The sequence below is a fragment of the Actinomadura meyerae genome (assembly GCF_900188445.1).
GTDB lineage: Bacteria > Actinomycetota > Actinomycetes > Streptosporangiales > Streptosporangiaceae > Spirillospora > Spirillospora meyerae.
Genome location: NZ_FZOR01000068.1, coordinates 1 through 18,665, shown reverse-complemented (window position 1 = coordinate 18,665; position 18,665 = coordinate 1). Strand labels below are relative to the sequence as shown.

The 18,665-nt window shown below is 74.0% G+C and carries 17 protein-coding genes; 14 read left to right on the top strand and 3 right to left on the bottom strand.

Annotated features, from left to right (window positions below; all coding sequences use genetic code 11):
* Positions 1 to 22 precede the first annotated feature (22 nt).
* Positions 23 to 3,316, top strand: coding sequence for a glycosyltransferase (locus tag CHF16_RS37865; protein ID WP_089331021.1), 3,294 nt, complete (start codon positions 23 to 25; stop codon positions 3,314 to 3,316).
* A 5-nt stretch (positions 3,317 to 3,321) separates the two neighbouring features.
* Entirely contained in the window at positions 3,322 to 4,761 is a 1,440-nt protein-coding gene (locus CHF16_RS37860) for a DUF5719 family protein (protein WP_245869791.1), read from the top strand.
* 36 nt (positions 4,762 to 4,797) lie between these two features.
* Here CHF16_RS37860 and CHF16_RS37855 read toward each other — a convergent pair whose 3' ends face one another.
* Entirely contained in the window at positions 4,798 to 5,277 is a 480-nt protein-coding gene (locus CHF16_RS37855; RefSeq protein ID WP_245869789.1) for a metallopeptidase family protein, read from the bottom strand.
* A 245-nt stretch (positions 5,278 to 5,522) separates the two neighbouring features.
* On the opposite strand from CHF16_RS37855, the gene CHF16_RS37850 reads away from it, so the two are divergent.
* The 7 genes from CHF16_RS37850 (at position 5,523) to CHF16_RS37820 (ending at position 12,659) form a co-directional block, all read left to right on the top strand.
* Positions 5,523 to 5,900, top strand: a complete 378-nt coding sequence (locus tag CHF16_RS37850) for a DUF3499 domain-containing protein (RefSeq protein WP_089331018.1) — start codon at positions 5,523 to 5,525, stop codon at positions 5,898 to 5,900.
* Positions 5,901 to 6,112: 212 nt separating this feature from the next.
* Positions 6,113 to 7,471, top strand: a complete 1,359-nt coding sequence (locus CHF16_RS37845; protein ID WP_089331017.1) for a phosphomannomutase/phosphoglucomutase — start codon at positions 6,113 to 6,115, stop codon at positions 7,469 to 7,471.
* A 39-nt stretch (positions 7,472 to 7,510) separates the two neighbouring features.
* The gene (locus CHF16_RS37840) at positions 7,511 to 7,693 is read left to right on the top strand and encodes a Trm112 family protein (RefSeq protein ID WP_089331016.1); all 183 of its coding nucleotides are present in this window, start codon (positions 7,511 to 7,513) and stop codon (positions 7,691 to 7,693) included.
* A gap of 22 nt (positions 7,694 to 7,715) precedes the next feature.
* Positions 7,716 to 8,855: an SIS domain-containing protein gene (locus tag CHF16_RS37835; protein ID WP_089331015.1), complete on the top strand. Its 1,140-nt coding sequence runs from the start codon at positions 7,716 to 7,718 to the stop codon at positions 8,853 to 8,855.
* On the top strand, positions 8,856 to 9,881 hold the full coding sequence (locus tag CHF16_RS37830; RefSeq protein ID WP_089331014.1) for a cation diffusion facilitator family transporter: 1,026 nt from the start codon (positions 8,856 to 8,858) through the stop codon (positions 9,879 to 9,881).
* Positions 9,882 to 10,331: 450 nt separating this feature from the next.
* On the top strand, positions 10,332 to 11,921 hold the full coding sequence (locus CHF16_RS37825; RefSeq protein WP_089331013.1) for a sensor histidine kinase: 1,590 nt from the start codon (positions 10,332 to 10,334) through the stop codon (positions 11,919 to 11,921).
* Between the two features lie 63 nt (positions 11,922 to 11,984).
* Entirely contained in the window at positions 11,985 to 12,659 is a 675-nt protein-coding gene (locus CHF16_RS37820) for a response regulator (RefSeq protein WP_089331012.1), read from the top strand.
* A gap of 12 nt (positions 12,660 to 12,671) precedes the next feature.
* Here CHF16_RS37820 and CHF16_RS37815 read toward each other — a convergent pair whose 3' ends face one another.
* Positions 12,672 to 13,214, bottom strand: coding sequence for a hypothetical protein (locus tag CHF16_RS37815; protein ID WP_089331011.1), 543 nt, complete (start codon positions 13,212 to 13,214; stop codon positions 12,672 to 12,674).
* Between the two features lie 39 nt (positions 13,215 to 13,253).
* A complete protein-coding gene (locus CHF16_RS37810) occupies positions 13,254 to 13,610 on the bottom strand; it encodes a MerR family transcriptional regulator (protein ID WP_089331010.1) in 357 nt (118 codons plus the stop codon).
* 170 nt (positions 13,611 to 13,780) lie between these two features.
* Between CHF16_RS37810 and ahcY (CHF16_RS37805) the strand changes: the two genes are divergently transcribed.
* The 5 genes from ahcY (CHF16_RS37805) (at position 13,781) to CHF16_RS37790 (ending at position 18,568) form a co-directional block, all read left to right on the top strand.
* Positions 13,781 to 15,211 carry an adenosylhomocysteinase gene (gene ahcY, locus CHF16_RS37805; protein ID WP_089331009.1) on the top strand — a complete coding sequence of 477 codons (1,431 nt, stop codon included), beginning with the start codon at positions 13,781 to 13,783 and terminating at the stop codon, positions 15,209 to 15,211.
* Between the two features lie 57 nt (positions 15,212 to 15,268).
* A complete protein-coding gene (locus CHF16_RS42025) occupies positions 15,269 to 15,394 on the top strand; it encodes a hypothetical protein (RefSeq protein WP_281259440.1) in 126 nt (41 codons plus the stop codon).
* Positions 15,395 to 15,417: 23 nt separating this feature from the next.
* The gene (gene ahcY, locus CHF16_RS37800; RefSeq protein WP_089331008.1) at positions 15,418 to 16,674 is read left to right on the top strand and encodes an adenosylhomocysteinase; all 1,257 of its coding nucleotides are present in this window, start codon (positions 15,418 to 15,420) and stop codon (positions 16,672 to 16,674) included.
* Positions 16,674 to 17,267 (top strand): hypothetical protein, encoded by a 594-nt coding sequence (locus CHF16_RS37795; protein ID WP_089331007.1) that lies wholly within the window; start codon positions 16,674 to 16,676, stop codon positions 17,265 to 17,267. Before ahcY (CHF16_RS37800) ends, CHF16_RS37795 begins: the two co-directional genes overlap by 1 nt.
* 320 nt (positions 17,268 to 17,587) lie before the next feature.
* A complete protein-coding gene (locus CHF16_RS37790; protein ID WP_143228304.1) occupies positions 17,588 to 18,568 on the top strand; it encodes an LppU/SCO3897 family protein in 981 nt (326 codons plus the stop codon).
* Positions 18,569 to 18,665 lie beyond the last annotated feature (97 nt).

Sequence of the window (18,665 nt, the reverse complement as noted above, 5' to 3'; positions counted from 1 at the left end):
CGTCCCACAGATCGAGGGATCATTGGCCCCCACTCTCGATCGCCACGTCGTCACGGCGGTCCTCGTCGTCCATGACGGCGCGCGGTGGCTCCCGGACACCCTGAAGGCGCTGCTCACGCAGGCGCGGCCCGTGCAGCGCCTCGTGATCGTGGACACCGGAAGCCGGGACCGCGGCCCCGCCGTGCTCGCCGAGGTCGTCGGCGCCGGCACCGTCCTCGCCCTGCCGCGCACCACCGGCTACGGGGAGGCGATCGCGGAGGCGCTGCGCCAGGACGCCGCGTCCGCGCCCGTCCCCGACGACGACCCCGGCACGCCGCGCACCGAGTGGCTGTGGCTGCTGCACGACGATTCCGAACCCGCCCACGACGCGCTCGCCCAGCTGCTGCGCACCGCGGACACCGACCCCAACACGGCGGTGCTCGGCCCGAAGGTCCGCGACTGGGACGACCGGCGCGTCCTGCGCGAGGTGGGCGTCACCGTGGACGCCGCCGGGCGCCGCGACCGCGGCTTCGACCGCGACGAGTTCGACCAGGGGCAGCACGACGGCGTCCGGGACGTCCTCGCCGTCGGCAGCGCCGGGATGCTGGTCCGCCGGGACGTGTGGGAGCGGCTCGGCGGCTTCGACGTCGAGTACGGCATGTTCCGCGAGGACCTCGACTTCTGCTGGCGGGCGCACGCCGCCGGGCACCGGGTCGTCACGGCCACCGACGCCGTCGTCTACCACGCCGAGGCGGGCCGGCGCGGGCTCCGCGAGATCGGCATGACCGCCGAGCACCCGGCCCGCCGCGACCGCCGCAACGCCCTGTTCACGCTGCTCGCCAACCAGCCGTTCCGGCCGATGCTGCGGGCCCTCGCCCGCAACGTGTGGGCGTCCCTGGCGCACGCGCTGTTCCTGCTGGTCACCAAGCGGCCGGGCGCGGCCCGCGAGGAGCTGCGGGCGCTCGCCGACGTGCTGAGCGACCCGGGCCGGCTGCGGCGGGCCCGCGCGGCCCGCGCGGACGGCCGCGCCCGCGTGCACCGCACCGTGCGGCGCTTCCAGCCGCGGTGGGTGGTGCTGCGCCGGGCCGTCGAGGCGGTGTCCGAGCGCCTCGCCGCCCACGAGCGCGCCCGCGAGCGGCGGGAGGACGACGACGTCGCGGTGGACGAGCCGGGCCCGATCCGCCGGTTCCTCGCCCGCCCCGGCGTGCTGCTCGTCCTCGCGCTGACCGCCGTCGCGATCGCCGCCGAACGGACCCTGCTCACCGCGGGCGGGCGGCTCGGCGGCGGCGCGCTCGTGCCCGCCTGGGGCGGTGCGAGCGACCTGTGGGAGCAGTACCTGACCGGCTGGCATCCGGTGGGGCTCGGCACCGATGCGGGCAGCCCGCCCTATGTCGGCGCCCTCGCGGCGGTGTCGACGGTGCTGTTCGGCAAGCCGTGGCTGGCCGTGTCGCTGCTGCTGCTGGGCAGCGTGCCCCTCGCCGGGCTCACCGCCTACCGCGCGTCCCGGCTGCTCATCACCGAGGCGCCGCTGACGGGCCGCCGGGCCCGCTCGACCGGGCGGCGCGTCCCCGTCGCCGCCGTCCGCGCATGGTTTGCGGCCGCGTACGCGCTGCTGCCCGCCGCGACCGGCGCCATCGCGGGCGGGCGCCTCGGTACCGCCGTCGTCCTCGTCCTGCTCCCGCTGATCGGCCTGTTCGCCGCCCGCGTCTACGGGGTGCCGCGCGGGGAGGCCGCGCGCTTCGGTGCCGCGACGCGGCGCAAGCGCGCCGGGCGGGCCGCGTGGACGGTCGCGCTGCTGCTGACCGTCGCGATGGCCTTCGTCCCGCTGGTCTGGCTCCTCGCGGTGGTGGCGGCCGTGATGGTGTACGCGCTGCTCGACCGGCCCGGCCCCGGGCAGGGCCGCCGCCACCTCGCCATCGCGCTCGGCGTCCCGCCGCTGCTGACGCTCCCGTGGACGGTGGGCCTGCTGCTGCACCCGTCCCGGTTCCTCACCGAGGCGGGCCTGCACCGCCGGTTCGAGCCCGCGACGGCCGCCGACCTGCTGGCGCTCGACCCGGGCGGGCCGGGCACGCCCGCGCGGTGGGCGCTGGCGGGCCTGCTCGCGGCCGCCGTGCTGGCGCTGCCGCTGCGCAGCCGCCGGGGCCGCGTGCTCGCCGGCTGGCTGCTGGCGGTGTTCGGGCTGCTCCTCGCCGTGCTGATCAGCGCCGTCACCGTCACCAAGGGCGCGGACGCGGGCCCGGCCTGGCCCGGCGTGGTGCTGCTCTTCGCGGGGGCGGGGGTGCTGCTCGCCGCGACCGCCGCCGTCCAGCGCGCCACCGAGGTCCTCGCGGGCAAGGACGTGATCTACCGGACGGGCGCCGCCGTCGTGGTGCTCGCCGCGCTGAGCGCGCCCGTCCTGTCCGGTGCGCTGTGGGTGGTCGCCGGAGCGGGCGGGCCGCTCGGCAAGGTCGACCCCGACACGGTGCCCGTGTTCCTGCGCGCGCCCGGCGGGCCCAGGACCCTCGTCCTGCACCGGGAGCCCACCGGACGGGTCTCGTACACGGTTCTCCGGGACGAGCGTCCGAGACTGGGCGAAGCAGAGGTCCCGGTCAGCGGCGAGGCCCACGAACGCCTGGACGGCCTCGTCGCGGGCCTTGCCGTGGGACGCGAGGGCGACGACGGGCCCGCACTGACCCGCATGGGCGTCCAGTACATCCTCGTGCCGCATCCGAAGAAGGACCCGGTCACCAAGGTCCTGGACGCGTCGCCGGAACTGACCCGCCTCAGCCGTACCGAAACGTTCGCCGTGTGGCGGCTCCAGTCGGACTCCGCCCGGATGATGCTTCTGCAAGGCTCCACGGTCACGCCCCTGCCCGCCGGCCGGGTCAACGCCCGCGTGCGGATCCCACCGGGGACGGGCAAGCGCACGCTGCTCCTGGCCGAAGCCGGAGACGGCGGGTGGCGCGCCACCCTGAACGGCCAGGAGATCCGCGAACGGCACACGGTGGACGGCTGGGCGCAGGGCTATGACATCCCGCCGAGCGGGGGCGAGTTCAAGCTGACCCGCTCGGACACGATGCGCCACACCTGGGTCGTCATCCAGGGCATCGCCGTCCTGGCCGTGATCGTCCTGGCCCTGCCGGGCGCCCAGACCGAGGGCCTGACGTTCGGCGGCGACCGGGAGCGGCGCCACCACGGACGGCGCGCGCGCCGGCGCGGACGCCGCCGCGCAGGCCGCGCCCACATCAAGCACGAGCAGCCCCCTGAACCGCCCTCAGAGCCGCCCTCAGGGCCGGTGACGGAGCCGGTGAAGGAGTCGAGCCCGTCGAGCCCGCCGAGCCCGGAGGAGGTGCCGTGATCCCCATGGAGAAGGTGCTGCGCCTCCTCGGCATGCGCTACGCCACCGCCGCGCTGATGCTCGTCGCCGTCGCCGCCCTGTACGGGGCCGCGACGCTGTCGCGTCCGGGCGAGGCGTCCGAGGAGGGCCGCACGGTGCCCGCCGCGAACGCCGTGATGGTCTGCCCCGGGCACGAGGGCGGGCGGCTGGCCGTCCAGTCCCTGTCGCAGAAGGGCGGCGGGAGCGTCGCGCTGGCGCCGTCGAAGGGCGGCTCGCCGCTCGGGTCCATGACGTCGCCCGGCCAGGGCTGGAGCGGCGACACCAAGCCCAGCGGGAACGCCTACACCGTTCGCGGCACCGGCGCCATCGCCGCCGGGCTGGAGGCCGAGCAGACCACGTACTGGCCGGGCGGCCCCGACCGCGGCCTCGCCGGAGCCCGCTGCTCCGTCCCCGGCACCGACCTGTGGTTCCTCGGCCCCGGCCCCGCCGCCGCCGACCGCATCGACCTGTACCTGACCAACGTGGACGCGCAGCCCGCGTCCGTGAACGTCACCGCCCTGTCCGGTGAGGGGCCGCTCGACACCCAGGACGGACTCGCCACTCCCGTCGCGCCCTACACCACCAGGGTCGTGCGCATCGGCGGGTCGCCGGAGGGCCTCGGCGACATCGTGAAGACCGCCGCCGACCTCGCGCTCCGCGTGCGGACCACCAGCGGCCGCGTCGCCGCGTCGGTGCGCGCCCGGATCGGCGAGAGGCGCGGCATCGAATGGCTGCCGCGGACGGCCGGGCCCGCGACGTCCGTCCTCGTGCCCGGCGTGCCGGGCGGCGACGGCCGGCGCCGCCTGCTGGTCTCGGTGCCCGGCGAGGCCGACGCCCGGATCAGGATGCAGGTGATCACGCCGGGCGGCGCGTTCGCCCCGCAGGGCCAGGACGTGCTGGACGCCCCCGCCGAGACCGTGACGTCCGTCCCCCTCGACGGCGCGCTGTCGGGGAAGGCCGGCGCCGTCCGGCTCACCGCGGACCGGCCGATCCTCGCGGGCTTCGCCGCCGACCGCGGCGCCGACATCGCCTACGGCGCGGCGACGGCGCCGCTCACCGCCGCGGGCCCCGGCGTCGTCGCCGACAACCGGTTCGACTCCACGCTCGTCCTCACCGCCCCGTCCGGCGCGGCGACCGTCGAGGTCACGACCGTCAACGCGGCCGGGCGCGGCGGGCCGAAGGAGATCCGGATCCCGGCGGGGCGGACGGTCGAGACGAAGCTGGCCGCGCCCGCCGGGGCCGGCGCCGCCACCGCCTACAGCGCCATGATCGTCCCGAAGGAGGGGGCGGGGCCCGTCTACGCGTCCCGCGTCCTCGCCACGGGCAAGGGCGGCGGCTACCTGTTCACCATCCTGCCGGTCACCCCGGCGAGGACGACGATCCACCTTCCGGGCGTCGCCGACTCGCAGACCGCCCTGACGCCGTAGCCGGGAGGCCGGGTCGGGGGAGGCCCGGTCGGGGATTCAGTCGTCGGGGGAGTCGTAGCTCGGGTCGACGGACTCGGGGGAGAGGCCGAGCAGGTCGGCGACCTCCTCGACGAGCAGGTCGCGGATCAGCCGGGACTGCTCCGTGCCACCGGAGGCGCGCGCCTCGACGGGACGGCGGAACACCACGATGCGCACCGCCGGTTCGCCGGGGGACGCCGCGGAGGCGTGCGGGGAGGCCGGCGGTGAGGCCGGCGGGGACGCGCGCAGGAACGTCTGCCCGAGGGGGACGGGGCCGTCGAAGCCCGGCTCGACGACCGGCACGTCGTCGACCGCGAACTCCACCTCGGCCAGTTCCGGCCCCCAGCGCTGGACGAGCCGCCGCACCTCGTCGTCGACGAGGTCGTCGAACCGCTCGGCGCGGGTCCGCGAGACCGGCGCCTGCGGGGGCGTCAGAGGACCACGGATGCCGCGGCCGTGACGGTCGCGGCGCCGTGCGCCTGCCACACGGGGTCGCACCCGTCCAGACTACCTCCGCCGTCGCGTCCGCTCGGCGGAGAGACCCGGGCGAGGGGCCGGTGGGGGCCGGTGGGGGTCCACTGACAGGACGCCTGGAGACGCGAGCGCACGGCCCGCCGGATATCGCACGGTAAGAGTTCACCTCCGTACGGAATGTAGTTCTTACCCCGGAAATCGCCCGGTAACGGCGACACGTGCGCCGGGGTGGTGGCGGAGCCGGTGGGAGGGAGGTACGGTCAGCCATCGTGAGCCCCGTCCGCACCTGCTCCCGCACCGCCTGCAAGGCGCCCGCAGTGTTCACGCTCACGTACGTCTACCGCGACTCCACCGCGGTCCTGGGTCCGCTCGCCACGTACGCAGAGCCACACTGCTACGACCTCTGCGCAGAGCACTCCGAGCGGCTCACCGCCCCGATGGGGTGGGAACTGGTGCGGCTCCCCGTCGAGGAGGAGACCGAGCCCAGCGCGGACGACCTGGAGGCCCTCGCCGACGCCGTCCGGGAGGCCGCCAAGCCCGCCCCCGGCCCCGGCCAGGAGCCGGTGGGCCAGGGCACCGAGGTCGGCCGCCGCGGCCACCTGCGGGTGCTGCGCTCCGAGCCCGCCGGCACCCAGGGCCAGGAGTAGCCCCCACCTCCACGCCCGCTGCGGCCCTGTCCATACGATCCCGCACGCGGCCCTGTCCATATGGCCCGCACGCGGCCCTGTCCATACGGTCCGCACGCGGCCATGTCGCGGCCGGTCGCGTCCGGGCGTCCCGGTAGGCTCGTGAACCCGGTTTCCCGGGGCACAGGGTCTCTTGGCACATTCGGGCAGCGTTTCTCGACCAGGGAGCAGGAGTGGGCGACCTCGGCAAGATCTTCAAGGCGTACGACATCCGCGGTGTCGTCCCGGACGAGCTCGACCCCGCGATCGCCGAGGCGGCCGGGGCGGCGTTCGCGCGGCTCACCGGGGCGGAGGCGGTGGTCACCGCGCACGACATGCGCGAGTCGTCGGTCCCGCTGGCGGAGGCGTTCGCCCGCGGCGCCATCTCCCAGGGCGCGAACGTGCTCGAGGCCGGGCTCGGCTCCACCGACATGCTCTACTACGCCAGCGGCAGCCTCGACCTGCCCGGCGCCATGTTCACCGCGAGCCACAACCCCGCCCGGTACAACGGGCTGAAGCTGTGCCGCGCGGGCGCCCGCCCGGTCGGCCGCGACACCGGCCTCGCCGAGATCCGCGAGATGATCGAGAACGGCCTCCCCGAGTACGACGGGGAGCCCGGCACGGTGCAGGACCGCGACGTCCTGAAGGGCTACGCCGAGCACCTGAGGACGCTCGTCGACCTGTCGTCGATCCGGCCGCTGAAGGTCGTCGTCGACGCGGGCAACGGCATGGGCGGGCACACCGTCCCGTCGGTCTTCGAGGGCCTGCCGATCGACCTGGTCCCGATGTACTTCGAGCTGGACGGCACCTTCCCCAACCACGAGGCCAACCCGATCGAGCCGGAGAACCTGCGCGACCTGCAGGCCAAGGTCCGCGAGACCGGCGCCGACATCGGGCTCGCCTTCGACGGCGACGCCGACCGCTGCTTCGTGGTGGACGAGCGCGGCGAGATCGTCGCCCCCTCCGCGATCACCGCGCTGGTCGCGACCCGGGAGCTGGCCAAGTACCCGGGGGCCGCGATCGTGCACAACCTGATCACGTCCAAGGCCGTCCCGGAGATCATCGCCGAGCACGGCGGGAGGCCGGTCCGCACCCGTGTCGGGCACTCGTTCATCAAGCAGACGATGGCGGAGACGGGCGCGGTGTTCGGCGGCGAGCACTCGGCGCACTTCTACTTCCGCGACTTCTGGTTCGCCGACTCCGGCATGCTGGCGGCCCTGCACGTCCTCGCCGCCCTCGGCGAGCAGGACGGGCCGCTCTCGGAGCTGCTCGCCGAGTACACCCGCTACGTCGCCTCCGGCGAGATCAACAGCGAGGTCGCCGACCAGGACGCCGCCGCCGCGAAGGTCAAGGACGCCTTCGCCGGCCGCCCCGGCGTCGCGATCGACGAGCTGGACGGGCTGACCGTGGCCGACGAGTCCGCCGGCTGGTGGTTCAACCTGCGGCCGTCCAACACCGAGCCGCTGCTGCGCCTGAACGCGGAGGCCGCCGACGAGGCGACCATGGCGGCGATCCGCGACGAGGTCCTGGCGCTGGTCAGGGACGAGAAGTGACGACCGGGCCCACCGACTGTAGGGAGAAGTGACGCTGCGATGACGATGAAGCTGGACTCCTGGCTGCTGGAGATCCTCGCCTGCCCGAACTGCGGCGGCGGCCTGCGCGCCGACGAGGGCGCCGACGAGCTGGTCTGTACGGGTTCGTGCGGCTACGCCTACCCGGTGCGCGACGACATCCCCGTCCTGCTGGTCGACGAGGCCAGGACCCCCGCCCCGTGAGCCCCCGGGCGGTGGCGCGGCGATGAGCGCCGCGCTCGACCCCGCGCGGCTGGACGACGCCGAGGCGGTGGAGGCCGCCGACCCCGGCGGGATGCTGCGGCAGGTCGCCGCGTCGGCGGCGCAGGTGCGCGAGGCGCAGCGGGCGGCGGCGGAGGCGGGCGTCGCGGCGCTGGCCGAGGACGGCCGGCCGCGCGCGGTCGTGGTCGCCGGCGCGGGCGCGTCCGGCCTCGCGGGCGATGTGCTCGCGGCGGTGTGCGGGGCGGGCTGCCCGGTCCCGGTGTTCACGGTCCGCGGCCCCCGGCTGCCCGGCTGGGTCGGCGCGGCCGACCTCGTCATCGCGGTGTCGTGCTCCGGGGGTACGGCGGAGACCCTGGAGGCCGCCGCCGAGGCGGCCCGGCGCGGGTGCAGGCTGATGTCCGTCGGCGCTCCGGAGTCGCCGCTCGCCGACCTCTCCGAGCGGAGCCGCGGGGTTTTCGTCCCGGTGCGGGCGGCGGGGCCGCCGCGTTCCGCCCTGTGGGCTCTGACGATCCCCCTGGTGATCGCCGCGCGGGCGTTGCGGCTCGTGGACGTCCCCGACGCGGTGCTGGAGTCGACGGCCGCGCTGCTGGAGGACGTCGCGCACCGCTGCCGCCCGTCCAGCGAGCCGTTCGTCAACCCGGCGAAGCGCATCGCGCTCGACATCGCCGGCGACGTGCCGGTGGTGTGGGGCACGTCCGCGGTCGCGGCGGCGGCCGCCTACCGGACGGCCTGCCAGCTCAACGAGAACGCGAAGTACCCGGCGGTGTACGGCGAGATGCCGGAGGCGGGGCACAGCCAGGCGGCGGTGTTCGACGGCCTCTTCGCGCGCGGCGGCTCCCCGGCCGACCCCGACGACTTCTTCCGCGACCGCGCCGAGGACCCCGAGCACGGCCTGCATCTCCTCGTCCTGCGGGACGTGGACGAGCACCCCCGCGTGCGCGCGCGGGCCGAAGCGGCCGCCGACCTGGCCCGTGACAGGGGCGTGGCGGTCACCGAGCTCCGGGCCGAGGGCGAGCACCCGCTGGAGAGAATCGCATCACTCATCGCGTCGGCGGACTATGTCACGGTTTACTTGGCTATCGCGCTCGGCGTGGATCCGACGCCGGTGCCTGCCATTGATGAGCTCGAAGCGAGGATTACCTAGATGAGTGCTGAGGGTGGAACGAAGGCCATCGTCGCCGCGCTGGCCGCCAACCTCGGGATCGCGGCGTCCAAGGCCGTCGCGTTCGCGTTCACCGGTTCGTCGTCGATGCTGGCGGAGTCGATCCACTCGGTCGCCGACTCGGGCAACCAGGGGCTGCTGCTGCTCGGCCGCAAGCGGTCCGAGCGCGACCGGACGCCCGAGCACCCGTTCGGCTACGGCCGCGAGCGCTACTTCTACGCGTTCGTCGTCGCGGTCGTGCTGTTCACGGTCGGTGCGGCGTTCTCGCTGTACGAGGGGTACCACAAGATCTCCCACCCCGAGGAGGTCAAGGCCCCGGCCTGGGCGTTCGGGGTGCTGATCGTCGCGATCCTCCTGGAGTCGTTCTCCTTCCGCACCGCGATCAAGGAGTCGAACGAGGTCCGCGGCGGCCAGTCCTGGTGGTCGTTCATCCGCCGCGCGAAGGCGCCGGAGCTGCCGGTCGTCCTGCTGGAGGACCTCGCCGCCCTCGTCGGCCTGTTCCTCGCGCTGTTCGGCGTCACGATGGCCGTGGTCACCGGCGACGGCATCTGGGACGGCGTCGGCACCGTCGCGATCGGCCTGCTGCTCGGCGTGGTCGCGACGATCCTCGCGATCGAGACCAAGAGCCTGCTCATCGGCGAGGGCGTCGACCCGGAGACCGAGCGGGAGATCGTCGCCGCGCTGGAGTCGGTGGAGGAGGTCGCCCGCCTGATCCACATCCGCACCGAGTACCTCGGCCCGGACGCGCTGCTGATCGCCGCGAAGATCGCCGTGTACCACGACGACACGGCGGCGGAGGTGGCGCGGGGCATCGACGCGGCCGAGGCCAAGATCCGGGCGCAGTTCCCCGAGGCGAAGCTGATCTACCTGGAACCGGCGCTGGACGAGGCGTCCCGTACCGGGGCACCGAGCGCGGGCCCGCACGTGCTCGCGGGCTCGACGAGCGATCTGCCGGACGGCGGCCGGGGTCCGGTCGAGGAAGGCCAGCCTCTCCAGCGCGACAAGTAGCGCCATCGGCACCGCCGCCGGCGTCCTTCCGGGCGCCGGCCGACGCGGTCATGACGGCCCATCACGCGGGGACGTCATGACGGGCCGTACGCATCGGGCAAGGGACCCCTCGCCGGGCGGTCGCCGCACTGCCGGCCGTACCCCAGCCCAGGCGTGACCGGCGGACGCCTCCGTGGAGGCGGACCGCGGCCGTCCGGCGAGGTGCTTCCCTTGCCTCCCCGCCCGGACCCCTGAAAACCGGGCGGTTCTGGTGTGACCGCGGTGGCCTGCCGAACCCCCTACGTCGGCGGTGGCCACCGTCGCGGTCACGGGTAGAACACTACGTTCGCGGGCCGGGCCGAAACGTCCCCCTCAAGGAGGGAACCCGCGTGGTACTCCAGGTGGATCCCGATCCGCCCTATACATCCGCTCGGTGAGGTGGCCGCCCCCCGCAGCGGTCAGTATTGAGGGGTGAGCTCCGATGACAAGGCCCGGACCGGACCCGACCCCGCGGGGTTCGGCCCCGCCGTCGCGCACCACGCGTGGCGGCTGTCCGGCCGGATCGTGGCGGGGGTCGGCCAACTCCTCCTGTGGATCCTCACCGGGATCGGCACCCTGCTGCGCCCGCTGGCGGCGCGGCTCGCCGCGCGGCTGAACGGCGGCGCCGCACGCGCCTCCGGTGCCCCTGGCACGCCCGGCGCCGGTGCGCCCGGTGCCCCGGGGGCGGCCGGTGCGACGGCGCCGCTGCCGCGCTGGATCAACGCCTGGCGGGAGGTCGCGGGCTCCTGGTACTTCGCCCCGCTGACCGGGCTCGCGCTGACGATCGCGGCGCTGGCCGAGCTGGCGCCGCAGACCGACTCGCCGCTCAGCCTCGCCGGCGGGTTCGCGGTCGCGGCGACGCTGCCGCTCGTGTGGCGCCGGGAGAACCTGCGCCCGGTCGCCGCCGTCGTGCTCAGCGCGGTCGCGGCGAGCCTGCTCACCGGCCAGATCCTGCTGATCACCACCGGCTTCGCCGCCCTCTACACGCTGTACGCGCTGGCCCGGCAGCTGCCGCGCCAGTCGACCGGCGTCCTCGCGCTCGGCAGCATCGCCACGGTCGCCGTCGTCTACCTCGCCACCGGCACGCTCGACGACGTCCCGTGGCCCGCGACGGTCGTCGCCGTCCTCGCCGCGATCGGGCTCGGGGACGCGCGGCGCGTGGTGGAGTCCGCCGGGCGGACCGAGGCCGCCGCCGCCGAGCGCACCAACGAGACCCTCACCCGGCTCACCGCCGTCCAGCGGGAGCAGGCCGTCATGCGGGAGCGCGCCCGCATCGCCCGCGAGCTGCACGACGTCGTCGCGCACTCCGTCTCCATGATCGCGGTCCAGGCGGAGACGGCCCCGTACACGATGGACGACCTGTCGCCCGAGGCCCGCGCCGGCTACACCGAGATCGCCAAGACGGCCCGGGAGGCGCTGGTGGAGATGCGCCGGCTGCTCAGCGTGCTGCGCGCCGACGCGACGCCCGAGCCGGACGCGGCCAACTCCCCGCAGCCGCGGCTGGACCGGCTGCCCGACCTGATCGAGCAGCACCGCGGCGCCGGCGGGCGGGTCGACCTCGCCGTGCACGGCGATCCGCGGACGCTGTCCACGACGGTCGAGCTGTCGGCGTACCGGATCGTCCAGGAGGCGCTGACGAACGCGCGGCGGCACGCGCCGGGCGCGGGAGTGCAGGTCGAGCTGATGTTCCTCGCCGACCGGCTCGCGGTCCGCGTCCACGACGACGGGGCCTCGGCGCCGACGCGGGTACTGAACCGGGACGCCGCGAATCCGCGTACCGCCGTACTGGACCCCGCGGGCCCGACCTCCGTGGACGGGCGCACCGGCCCCCGGCCGCCGGAGTCCGGTGGCGGACACGGCCTCGTCGGGATGCGGGAACGTGCGACCATGCTGGGCGGACGGTTCTCCGCCGGGCCGGCCGCCGAGGGCGGGTTCCTGGTGGAGGCCGAGCTTCCGCTGACGAGGGAGGGGAATTCCATCCGTGGACACGGCTCGCAGGCGCCCCCCGGCCACCATCCCTGATCCGCCCGTCCCCGGCCCGGCCGCGCCCGCTGCGGCCGCCGCACCGCCCGCGGGGCGGCGGCCGTGATCAACGTGCTGATCGTCGACGACCAGACGATCGTGCGGGCCGGGTTCGCCGCCCTGCTCGCCGCGCAGGACGACATCACCGTCGTCGGCGAGGCCGGCGACGGCCGCGAGGCGGTCCGGATCGCCGAGCGGACCCGGCCCGACGTCGTCGTCATGGACATCCGGATGCCCGGCATGGACGGCATCGAGGCGACCCGCCGCATCCTCGCCCTGCCGGGCGCCGAGGGCGTCCGGGTGCTGGTCCTGACGACGTTCGACGTGGACGAGTACGTCTACGACGCGCTCGCCGTCGGCGCCAGCGGCTTCCTGCTGAAGGACGCGACCGCCGACGAGCTGGTCTCGGCCGTCCGGGTGGTGGCGCGCGGCGACTCCCTGCTCGCCCCGCAGGTGACCGGGCGGCTCATCCGCGAGTTCACCCGGCAGCGCCGCAGCCGCCCGCAGGCCCCGGCGGAGCTGGCGACGCTGACCGCGCGGGAGACCGAGGTGCTGGTGCTGATCGCGGGCGGCCTGTCGAACGCGGAGATCGCCCAGCGCCTCGTCGTCAGCGAGCACACGGTGAAGACGCACGTGGCGCGCGTCTTCACCAAGCTGGGCCTGCGCGACCGCGCGCAGGCCGTGATGCTCGCGTACGAGTCCGGCGTGGTCGTGCCGGGCGAGAACGCCTCGAACTAGCCGCGCTCCGAACTAGCCGCGGTAGGGCGGGTACTGCCCGGGAGCCTGGGGCGGGGCCTGGGGCGGGTAGCCGGGCTGCGCGGCGGGCGGCGCGGGCGGGTAACCGGGCTGGGCGGGCGGATATCCGGGCTGCTGCGCGTACCCGGGGTGCGCGGCGGGCGGCGCCGGCGGGTAGCCGGGCTGGGCCGGCGGGTGGCCGGGCTGCGCGGGATAGCCGGGCTGCGCGGGCGGGTAGCCCGGCTGCGGCGCCTGGTAGGCGGGCTGGTGCCGGACGCGCCGCCGCCCCCGTCCCGCCCCGGCGAGGAACACCACGCCGCCGATGGCCACGATCGGCCCGATGATCATCATGATGACGTTCTCGCGGCCGTTCTGGGCCTTCTGCTCGTCATAGGTGCGCTCGGTGGAGCTGCCGTTGCGGATGGTGGTGCACGTGTCGCCCGGCGACATCGTCCGGCTCCCGCACTTGACCTCGCCGCCGCCGCTGGACGCGATCCCCCCGATGAAGAGGCCGATGCCCAGGACGATGCCGACGATCCCGTAGACAATGGATCGCAATTGCCCGCCTTCCTCTGGTTAGGGCGGGAATCGTAGCGGTCAGCGCCGACGCAGCAGGCGCATAGCCTTCTCTTTCTCGAAATCGAGGGCGCGGGTGGGCGGGGCCGAAAGGCGTCCGATCCGCTCGCCCAGCTCACGGACGTGCGCCTGCACCTGCGGCTCGGCGAGCACGCGCAGCCCGAACGCCAGCTCCGCCGGGCCGATGTCGTAGCGCTTCTCCAGCGCGAGGGCGAGCGCCACGGCGCGCAGCTCGGCCTCGCCGAACCGCCGGTGGCCGCCGCCGCGCCGGGCCGCCCCCGGCGCCTCCCGGGTGGCGGGCAGCAGGCCGAGGGCCTCCCGGTAGCGGAGCATGCGGGGCGAGGTGCCGAGCCGCCGGGCGGCCTCCGTGATGCGCATGCGTCAATTCTGACAAATTCGTGTCAGGAAGTCGCCCCCGGCCGTGCCTTGGGGCGCCGGCCGCCCGTAGACTCGCGGCGTTGACCGGGTCCCACGGGCCCGTCAAGCCCTCGCGTACCGGCCCGCGCACCCGCGGACGGCGCCGCCATCACCAAGGGAGCAACGAAAGCATGGACTACAAGGTCGCCGACCTGTCGCTGGCCGACTTCGGGCGCCGGGAGATCCGGCTCGCCGAGCACGAGATGCCGGGCCTCATGGCGGTGCGCGAGGAGTACTCCGCCGCCAAGCCGCTGCGCGGCGCGAAGATCATGGGCTCGCTGCACATGACGATCCAGACGGCCGTGCTGATCGAGACGCTGGTCGAGCTCGGCGCCGACGTCCGCTGGGTCTCCTGCAACATCTTCTCCACCCAGGACCACGCCGCCGCCGCGGTCGTCGTCGGCAAGGACGGCACCGCCGACGACCCGAAGGGCGTCCCGGTGTTCGCCTGGAAGGGCGAGACGCTCGAAGAGTACTGGTGGTGCACCGACCAGGCCCTCCAGTGGCCGGACGGCACCGGCCCGAACATGATCCTGGACGACGGCGGCGACGCGACCCTGCTCGTCCACAAGGGCGCCGAGTACGAGAAGGCGGGCGCCGTGCCGGCCGCGACCGAGGACGACCCCGAGGAGTGGGGCATCATCCTCGACACCCTGCGCCGCACCATCGCCGAGAAGCCCGGCCGCTGGACCGAGACCGCCGCCGGGATCAAGGGCGTCACCGAGGAGACCACCACCGGCGTCCACCGCCTCTACGAGATGGCGAAGGCCGGCACGCTCGCGTTCCCGGCGATCAACGTCAACGACTCGGTCACCAAGTCGAAGTTCGACAACAAGTACGGCTGCCGCCACTCGGTCATCGACGGCCTGAACCGCGCCACCGACGTGCTGATCGGCGGCAAGGTCGCCGTCGTCTGCGGCTACGGCGACGTCGGCAAGGGCTGCGCGGAGGCCCTCAAGGGCCAGGGCGCCCGCGTCATCGTCACCGAGATCGACCCGATCTGCGCGCTGCAGGCCGCGATGGACGGCTTCCAGGTCACCACCCTGGACGACGTCGTCGACAAGGCCGACATCTTCGTGACGACCACCGGCAACTTCAACATCATCACGGCCGAGCACATGGGCCGGATGAAGCACCAGGCGATCGTCTCCAACATCGGCCACTTCGACAACGAGATCGACATGGCCGGCCTCGCCAAGGTCGAGGGCATCGAGAAGATCGAGATCAAGCCGCAGGTGCACGAGTGGCGCTTCCCCGACGGCCACTCCATCATCGTCCTCGCCGAGGGCCGCCTGATGAACCTCGGCTGCGCCACCGGCCACCCGTCCTTCGTGATGTCCAACTCCTTCACGAACCAGGTCATCGCGCAGATCGAGCTGTTCACCAAGACCGACGAGTACCCGGTCGGCGTCTACGTCCTGCCCAAGCACCTGGACGAGAAGGTCGCCCGCCTGCACCTCGACGCCCTCGGCGTCAAGCTCACCACCCTCACCAAGGAGCAGGCCGCCTACATCGGCGTCCACGTGGAAGGCCCCTACAAGCCCGACCACTACCGCTACTGAGTTGTATTGCGTTGCCCTTGGGCCGGGCGCTTGGGGCGCCCAGCCCAAGGGCAACGCGTGCGATTGCTGCATCGCTCCGGCTCGCCTGGCGGCTCGCTGCGCGATCAGGATCTCGCAGGCTCGATCCTGCCTTCGGACGCAATCGCGGCGCTCGGGGTCGGCGGTGGCTGGGCCGGTGGCTGATGTAGTTGCGCGTGAGGGAGCAGATGAGCGATATAGCGGATGGTTCGCTGGCCTATGAAGGGGTCAAGCGGATCGGGTGGGCCGAGCGGAGCATGCCCGTGCTGCGGCAGATCCGGGAGCGGTTCGCCGAGGAGCGGCCGCTGGACGGGTTCAAGGTCGCGGCGTGCATGCACGTCACCACGGAGACGGCCGGGCTGATCCGCACGCTCCAGGCCGGTGGGGCGAGCGTGGCGCTGGCGGCGTCGAACCCGCTGTCCACCCAGGACGACACCGCGGCGGCGCTCGTCCATGAGTACGGGGTGGAGGTCTTCGCGCGCGCGGGGACCGACCGGGAGGGGTACTACGCCCACATCCACCAGGCGCTGGAGACGGGGCCGCATCTGGTGCTGGACGACGGCTGCGACTTGGTGAACACCCTCCACATCGACCGCACGGACCTGCTCAGCACCGTGAAGGCGGGGTGCGAGCAGACGACGACCGGTGTCATCAGGCTGCACCAGATGGCCCGTGAGGGCGCGCTCAGGTTCCCCATGGTGGCGGTCAACGACACCGACACCAAGCACATGTTCGACAACCGCTACGGGACGGGCCAGTCCACGCTGGACGGCATCGTGCGCGCGACCAACACGCTGCTGGCGGGCAAGACCGTCGTCATCGCGGGCTTCGGTTACTGCGGGCGCGGCCTGGCCGAGCGGGCACGGGGCCTGGGCGCGCGTGTGGTGGTCACCGAGATCGACCCGGTCAAGGCGCTGGACGCGGCGTTGCAGGGTTTCGCCGTCCAGCCCATGGCGGAGGCCGCGCTCGAGGGCGACGTCTTCATCACCGTCACCGGGAACCGCGACGTCGTGAACGGCGACCACCTCGCGGTGATGAAGGACGGGGCCATCCTCGCGAACTCCGGGCACTTCGACGTCGAGATCGACGTGCGGGCGCTGAGCGAGATGGCGGTCGAGGTCCACCGCGGGATCCGGCCCCAGACGGACGAGTACGTGCTGGCGGACGGCCGGCGTCTCGTCCTGCTCGCCGAGGGCCGCCTGGTGAACCTGGCGGCCGCGGAGGGGCACCCGGCCGCCGTGATGGACATGTCCTTCGCCGACCAGGCGCTCACGTGCGCGTGGCTGGCGCGGTCCCACGCGACGCTGACCCCGGCCGTCCACGAGGTGCCGAAGGAGATCGACACCGAGGTGGCCCGGCTCAAGCTGGCGTCGATGTCCATCTCCATCGACCTGCTCACCCCGGACCAGGAGGACTACCTGCACTCCTGGCGCATCGGCTCCTGATGCCGACAGGGACGTACCTGCACCTCGGCGACGGGCATGCCGGCGACGGCCTCGCGGAGCGCTTCCAGTGCGCGCCGGGCCCCGGCGGGTGGCGCTACACGTCCCGGCGGGACGACGGCGTCCGCGTCGACCTGGTCGTGGACGCGCGGTGGCGGCAGATCCGCGTCGAGCTCGTCACGCCCGGCTGGTGGCTGCGCGGCGGGCTGACCGGGCCCGAACTGGCGTGGGTGCGCGCGGCCGGCGAGGAGGGCGTCGAGCATGCCGAGCGTGCGGCCGGGTTCCTCTCCGACTCGCCGGGCTTCCTGGTCGCGGTCGCCCGCTCGCTGGACCTGGACGACGGCGCGCGCGCAGACGTGCCGCTCGTCCGGATAAGTGGGCCGTCCCTGGCGGCGCTGACGGGCAACTGGCGCCTGCACCGGACGGCCACGACCACGCACGAGACCGACACCGGGCCGCTGCCCGTCTCGGAGTATCAGATCACCGACCTGGCCACGGGCGAGACCGAGACCTTCCACCTGGCCGGGGACGTCGTCCTGGCAGCGCCGGGCGTGGAGCTGTCGGAGCTGGAGTCCCCGCCCAACTTCCGCGCCTGACTCAGTCGCCGGGCCCCGATCTCCGCCGGGTCGCCCGGGGCCAGCGGCTCGTACACGGGGTGCGGCGGAAATCGATAATGCCACCCGCCGCGCTTTTTCCGCGATGACCTTGCTCCCGGCTCGATTGTTCAAGTCAAGGCGTAAAAGCGGTAATCAACCCTTACTCGCTGCGGTGGATCCGCTGGAAAGCGGCGTTGCGGCTGCGTATCGCCCGGTGGGCGGCCGATGGTGGAGGGGCGCCGGGCGGACGGGCGCGGGCGTGCGTTGCGCTATCTTCCTAACTCGTCAACCAAGATCGTCAAGAAGTAGGAGTGCCGGATATGCATGGACAGGCGCCGGAGGGCCAGGGCCCGCGGCCCGTGGCGCCGGGTCAGCCCGCGTTCGGGCCGGGCGGGCAGCCGCCGTTCCCGCCGCCGGGGCAGCCACCGGGGATGCCGCCGGGGGCGCCGCCCGCCAAGAAGCCGTCGCCGCTCGTGTGGGTCGCCGTCGGGGCCGCGGCCCTCCTGATCGTGGGCTGCGTCGGCTTCATGCTCGTCAAGGGCACCGGGGCGCCGAGCGGCCCGGTGAAGGCGGGCGACTGCGTCGACACCGCGTTCGGGGCGGAGGGCACGAACCGGATCCCCGCGAGCCTGCGGGTGCGCTGCGACGGCTCGGACGCCAAGGCCAAGGTCCTCAAGATCACCGACCAGGGCAAGGCGTCCGGCCTGACGATCACCTCGCGGTCCGAGCCGGACTGCCCGGCCGGGACGGACGGCGTCACCAACGTCCGCGGCGAGAAGACCGACGAGAACTACTTCGAGGCGTGCGTCCGCAACGTCAAGGGCCCGCATCCGGGCGACCCCGGCGCGGGCGGCGCGTTCCTCACCGCCGGCGACTGCGTGAGCAGCGGCTCGATCGGCTTCGGCAAGGAGCAGCCGTGCGCGAGGCCGGGCTGGTACGGCAAGATCATCGCGCGGGTCGACGCGGAGAAGTCGTGCCCGGCGCAGACGATCGAGGTCATGAAGATGCGGTCCTTCAGCGGCTCGCTCGCCCGGCCGGTGCTGTGCCTCGGCCCCGGCGGCGGTGTGCTGTCCCCCGGAGAGTGCATCCAGGACCCCTCGTTCAAGGTCGGTGACCTCGACAAGGCCGACTGCGGGTCCAGCCAGGCCGTCGCCAAGGTCGTCGGACGCGTCGCCACGCAGCGGGAGTGCCCTTCCGAGGCGACGCACTACATGACCAGTAAGGGCGCCTACCGTCCGGTGCTCTGCCTCAAGAAGATGCGCCCGACCCTGACCGAGAAGCTCCGCTCCCTCCCGGGCTAGGGCCAATGCCGGGAAGTTAAGGGTCTTCGGCTGTTGTCGAGTTGGTCGGGGTGAGGATGTCGATGGCGATGGTGGCCTGGTAGGTGGTTCGGTCGAT

What these genes read in the sequence shown, in the direction of transcription:
- CHF16_RS37860 (WP_245869791.1), top strand. Translation starts at nt 3,322, where the DNA reads ATGGAGAAGGTGCTGCGCCTCCTCGGCATGCGCTACGCCACCGCCGCG.
- CHF16_RS37840 (WP_089331016.1), top strand. Translation starts at nt 7,511, where the DNA reads ATGACGATGAAGCTGGACTCCTGGCTGCTGGAGATCCTCGCCTGCCCG.
- CHF16_RS37835 (WP_089331015.1), top strand. Translation starts at nt 7,716, where the DNA reads ATGAGCGCCGCGCTCGACCCCGCGCGGCTGGACGACGCCGAGGCGGTG.
- CHF16_RS37830 (WP_089331014.1), top strand. Translation starts at nt 8,856, where the DNA reads ATGAGTGCTGAGGGTGGAACGAAGGCCATCGTCGCCGCGCTGGCCGCC.
- CHF16_RS37810 (WP_089331010.1), bottom strand. Translation starts at nt 13,610, where the DNA reads ATGCGCATCACGGAGGCCGCCCGGCGGCTCGGCACCTCGCCCCGCATG.
- ahcY (WP_089331009.1), top strand. Translation starts at nt 13,781, where the DNA reads ATGGACTACAAGGTCGCCGACCTGTCGCTGGCCGACTTCGGGCGCCGG.
- ahcY (WP_089331008.1), top strand. Translation starts at nt 15,418, where the DNA reads ATGAGCGATATAGCGGATGGTTCGCTGGCCTATGAAGGGGTCAAGCGG.
- CHF16_RS37795 (WP_089331007.1), top strand. Translation starts at nt 16,674, where the DNA reads ATGCCGACAGGGACGTACCTGCACCTCGGCGACGGGCATGCCGGCGAC.
- CHF16_RS37790 (WP_143228304.1), top strand. Translation starts at nt 17,588, where the DNA reads ATGCATGGACAGGCGCCGGAGGGCCAGGGCCCGCGGCCCGTGGCGCCG.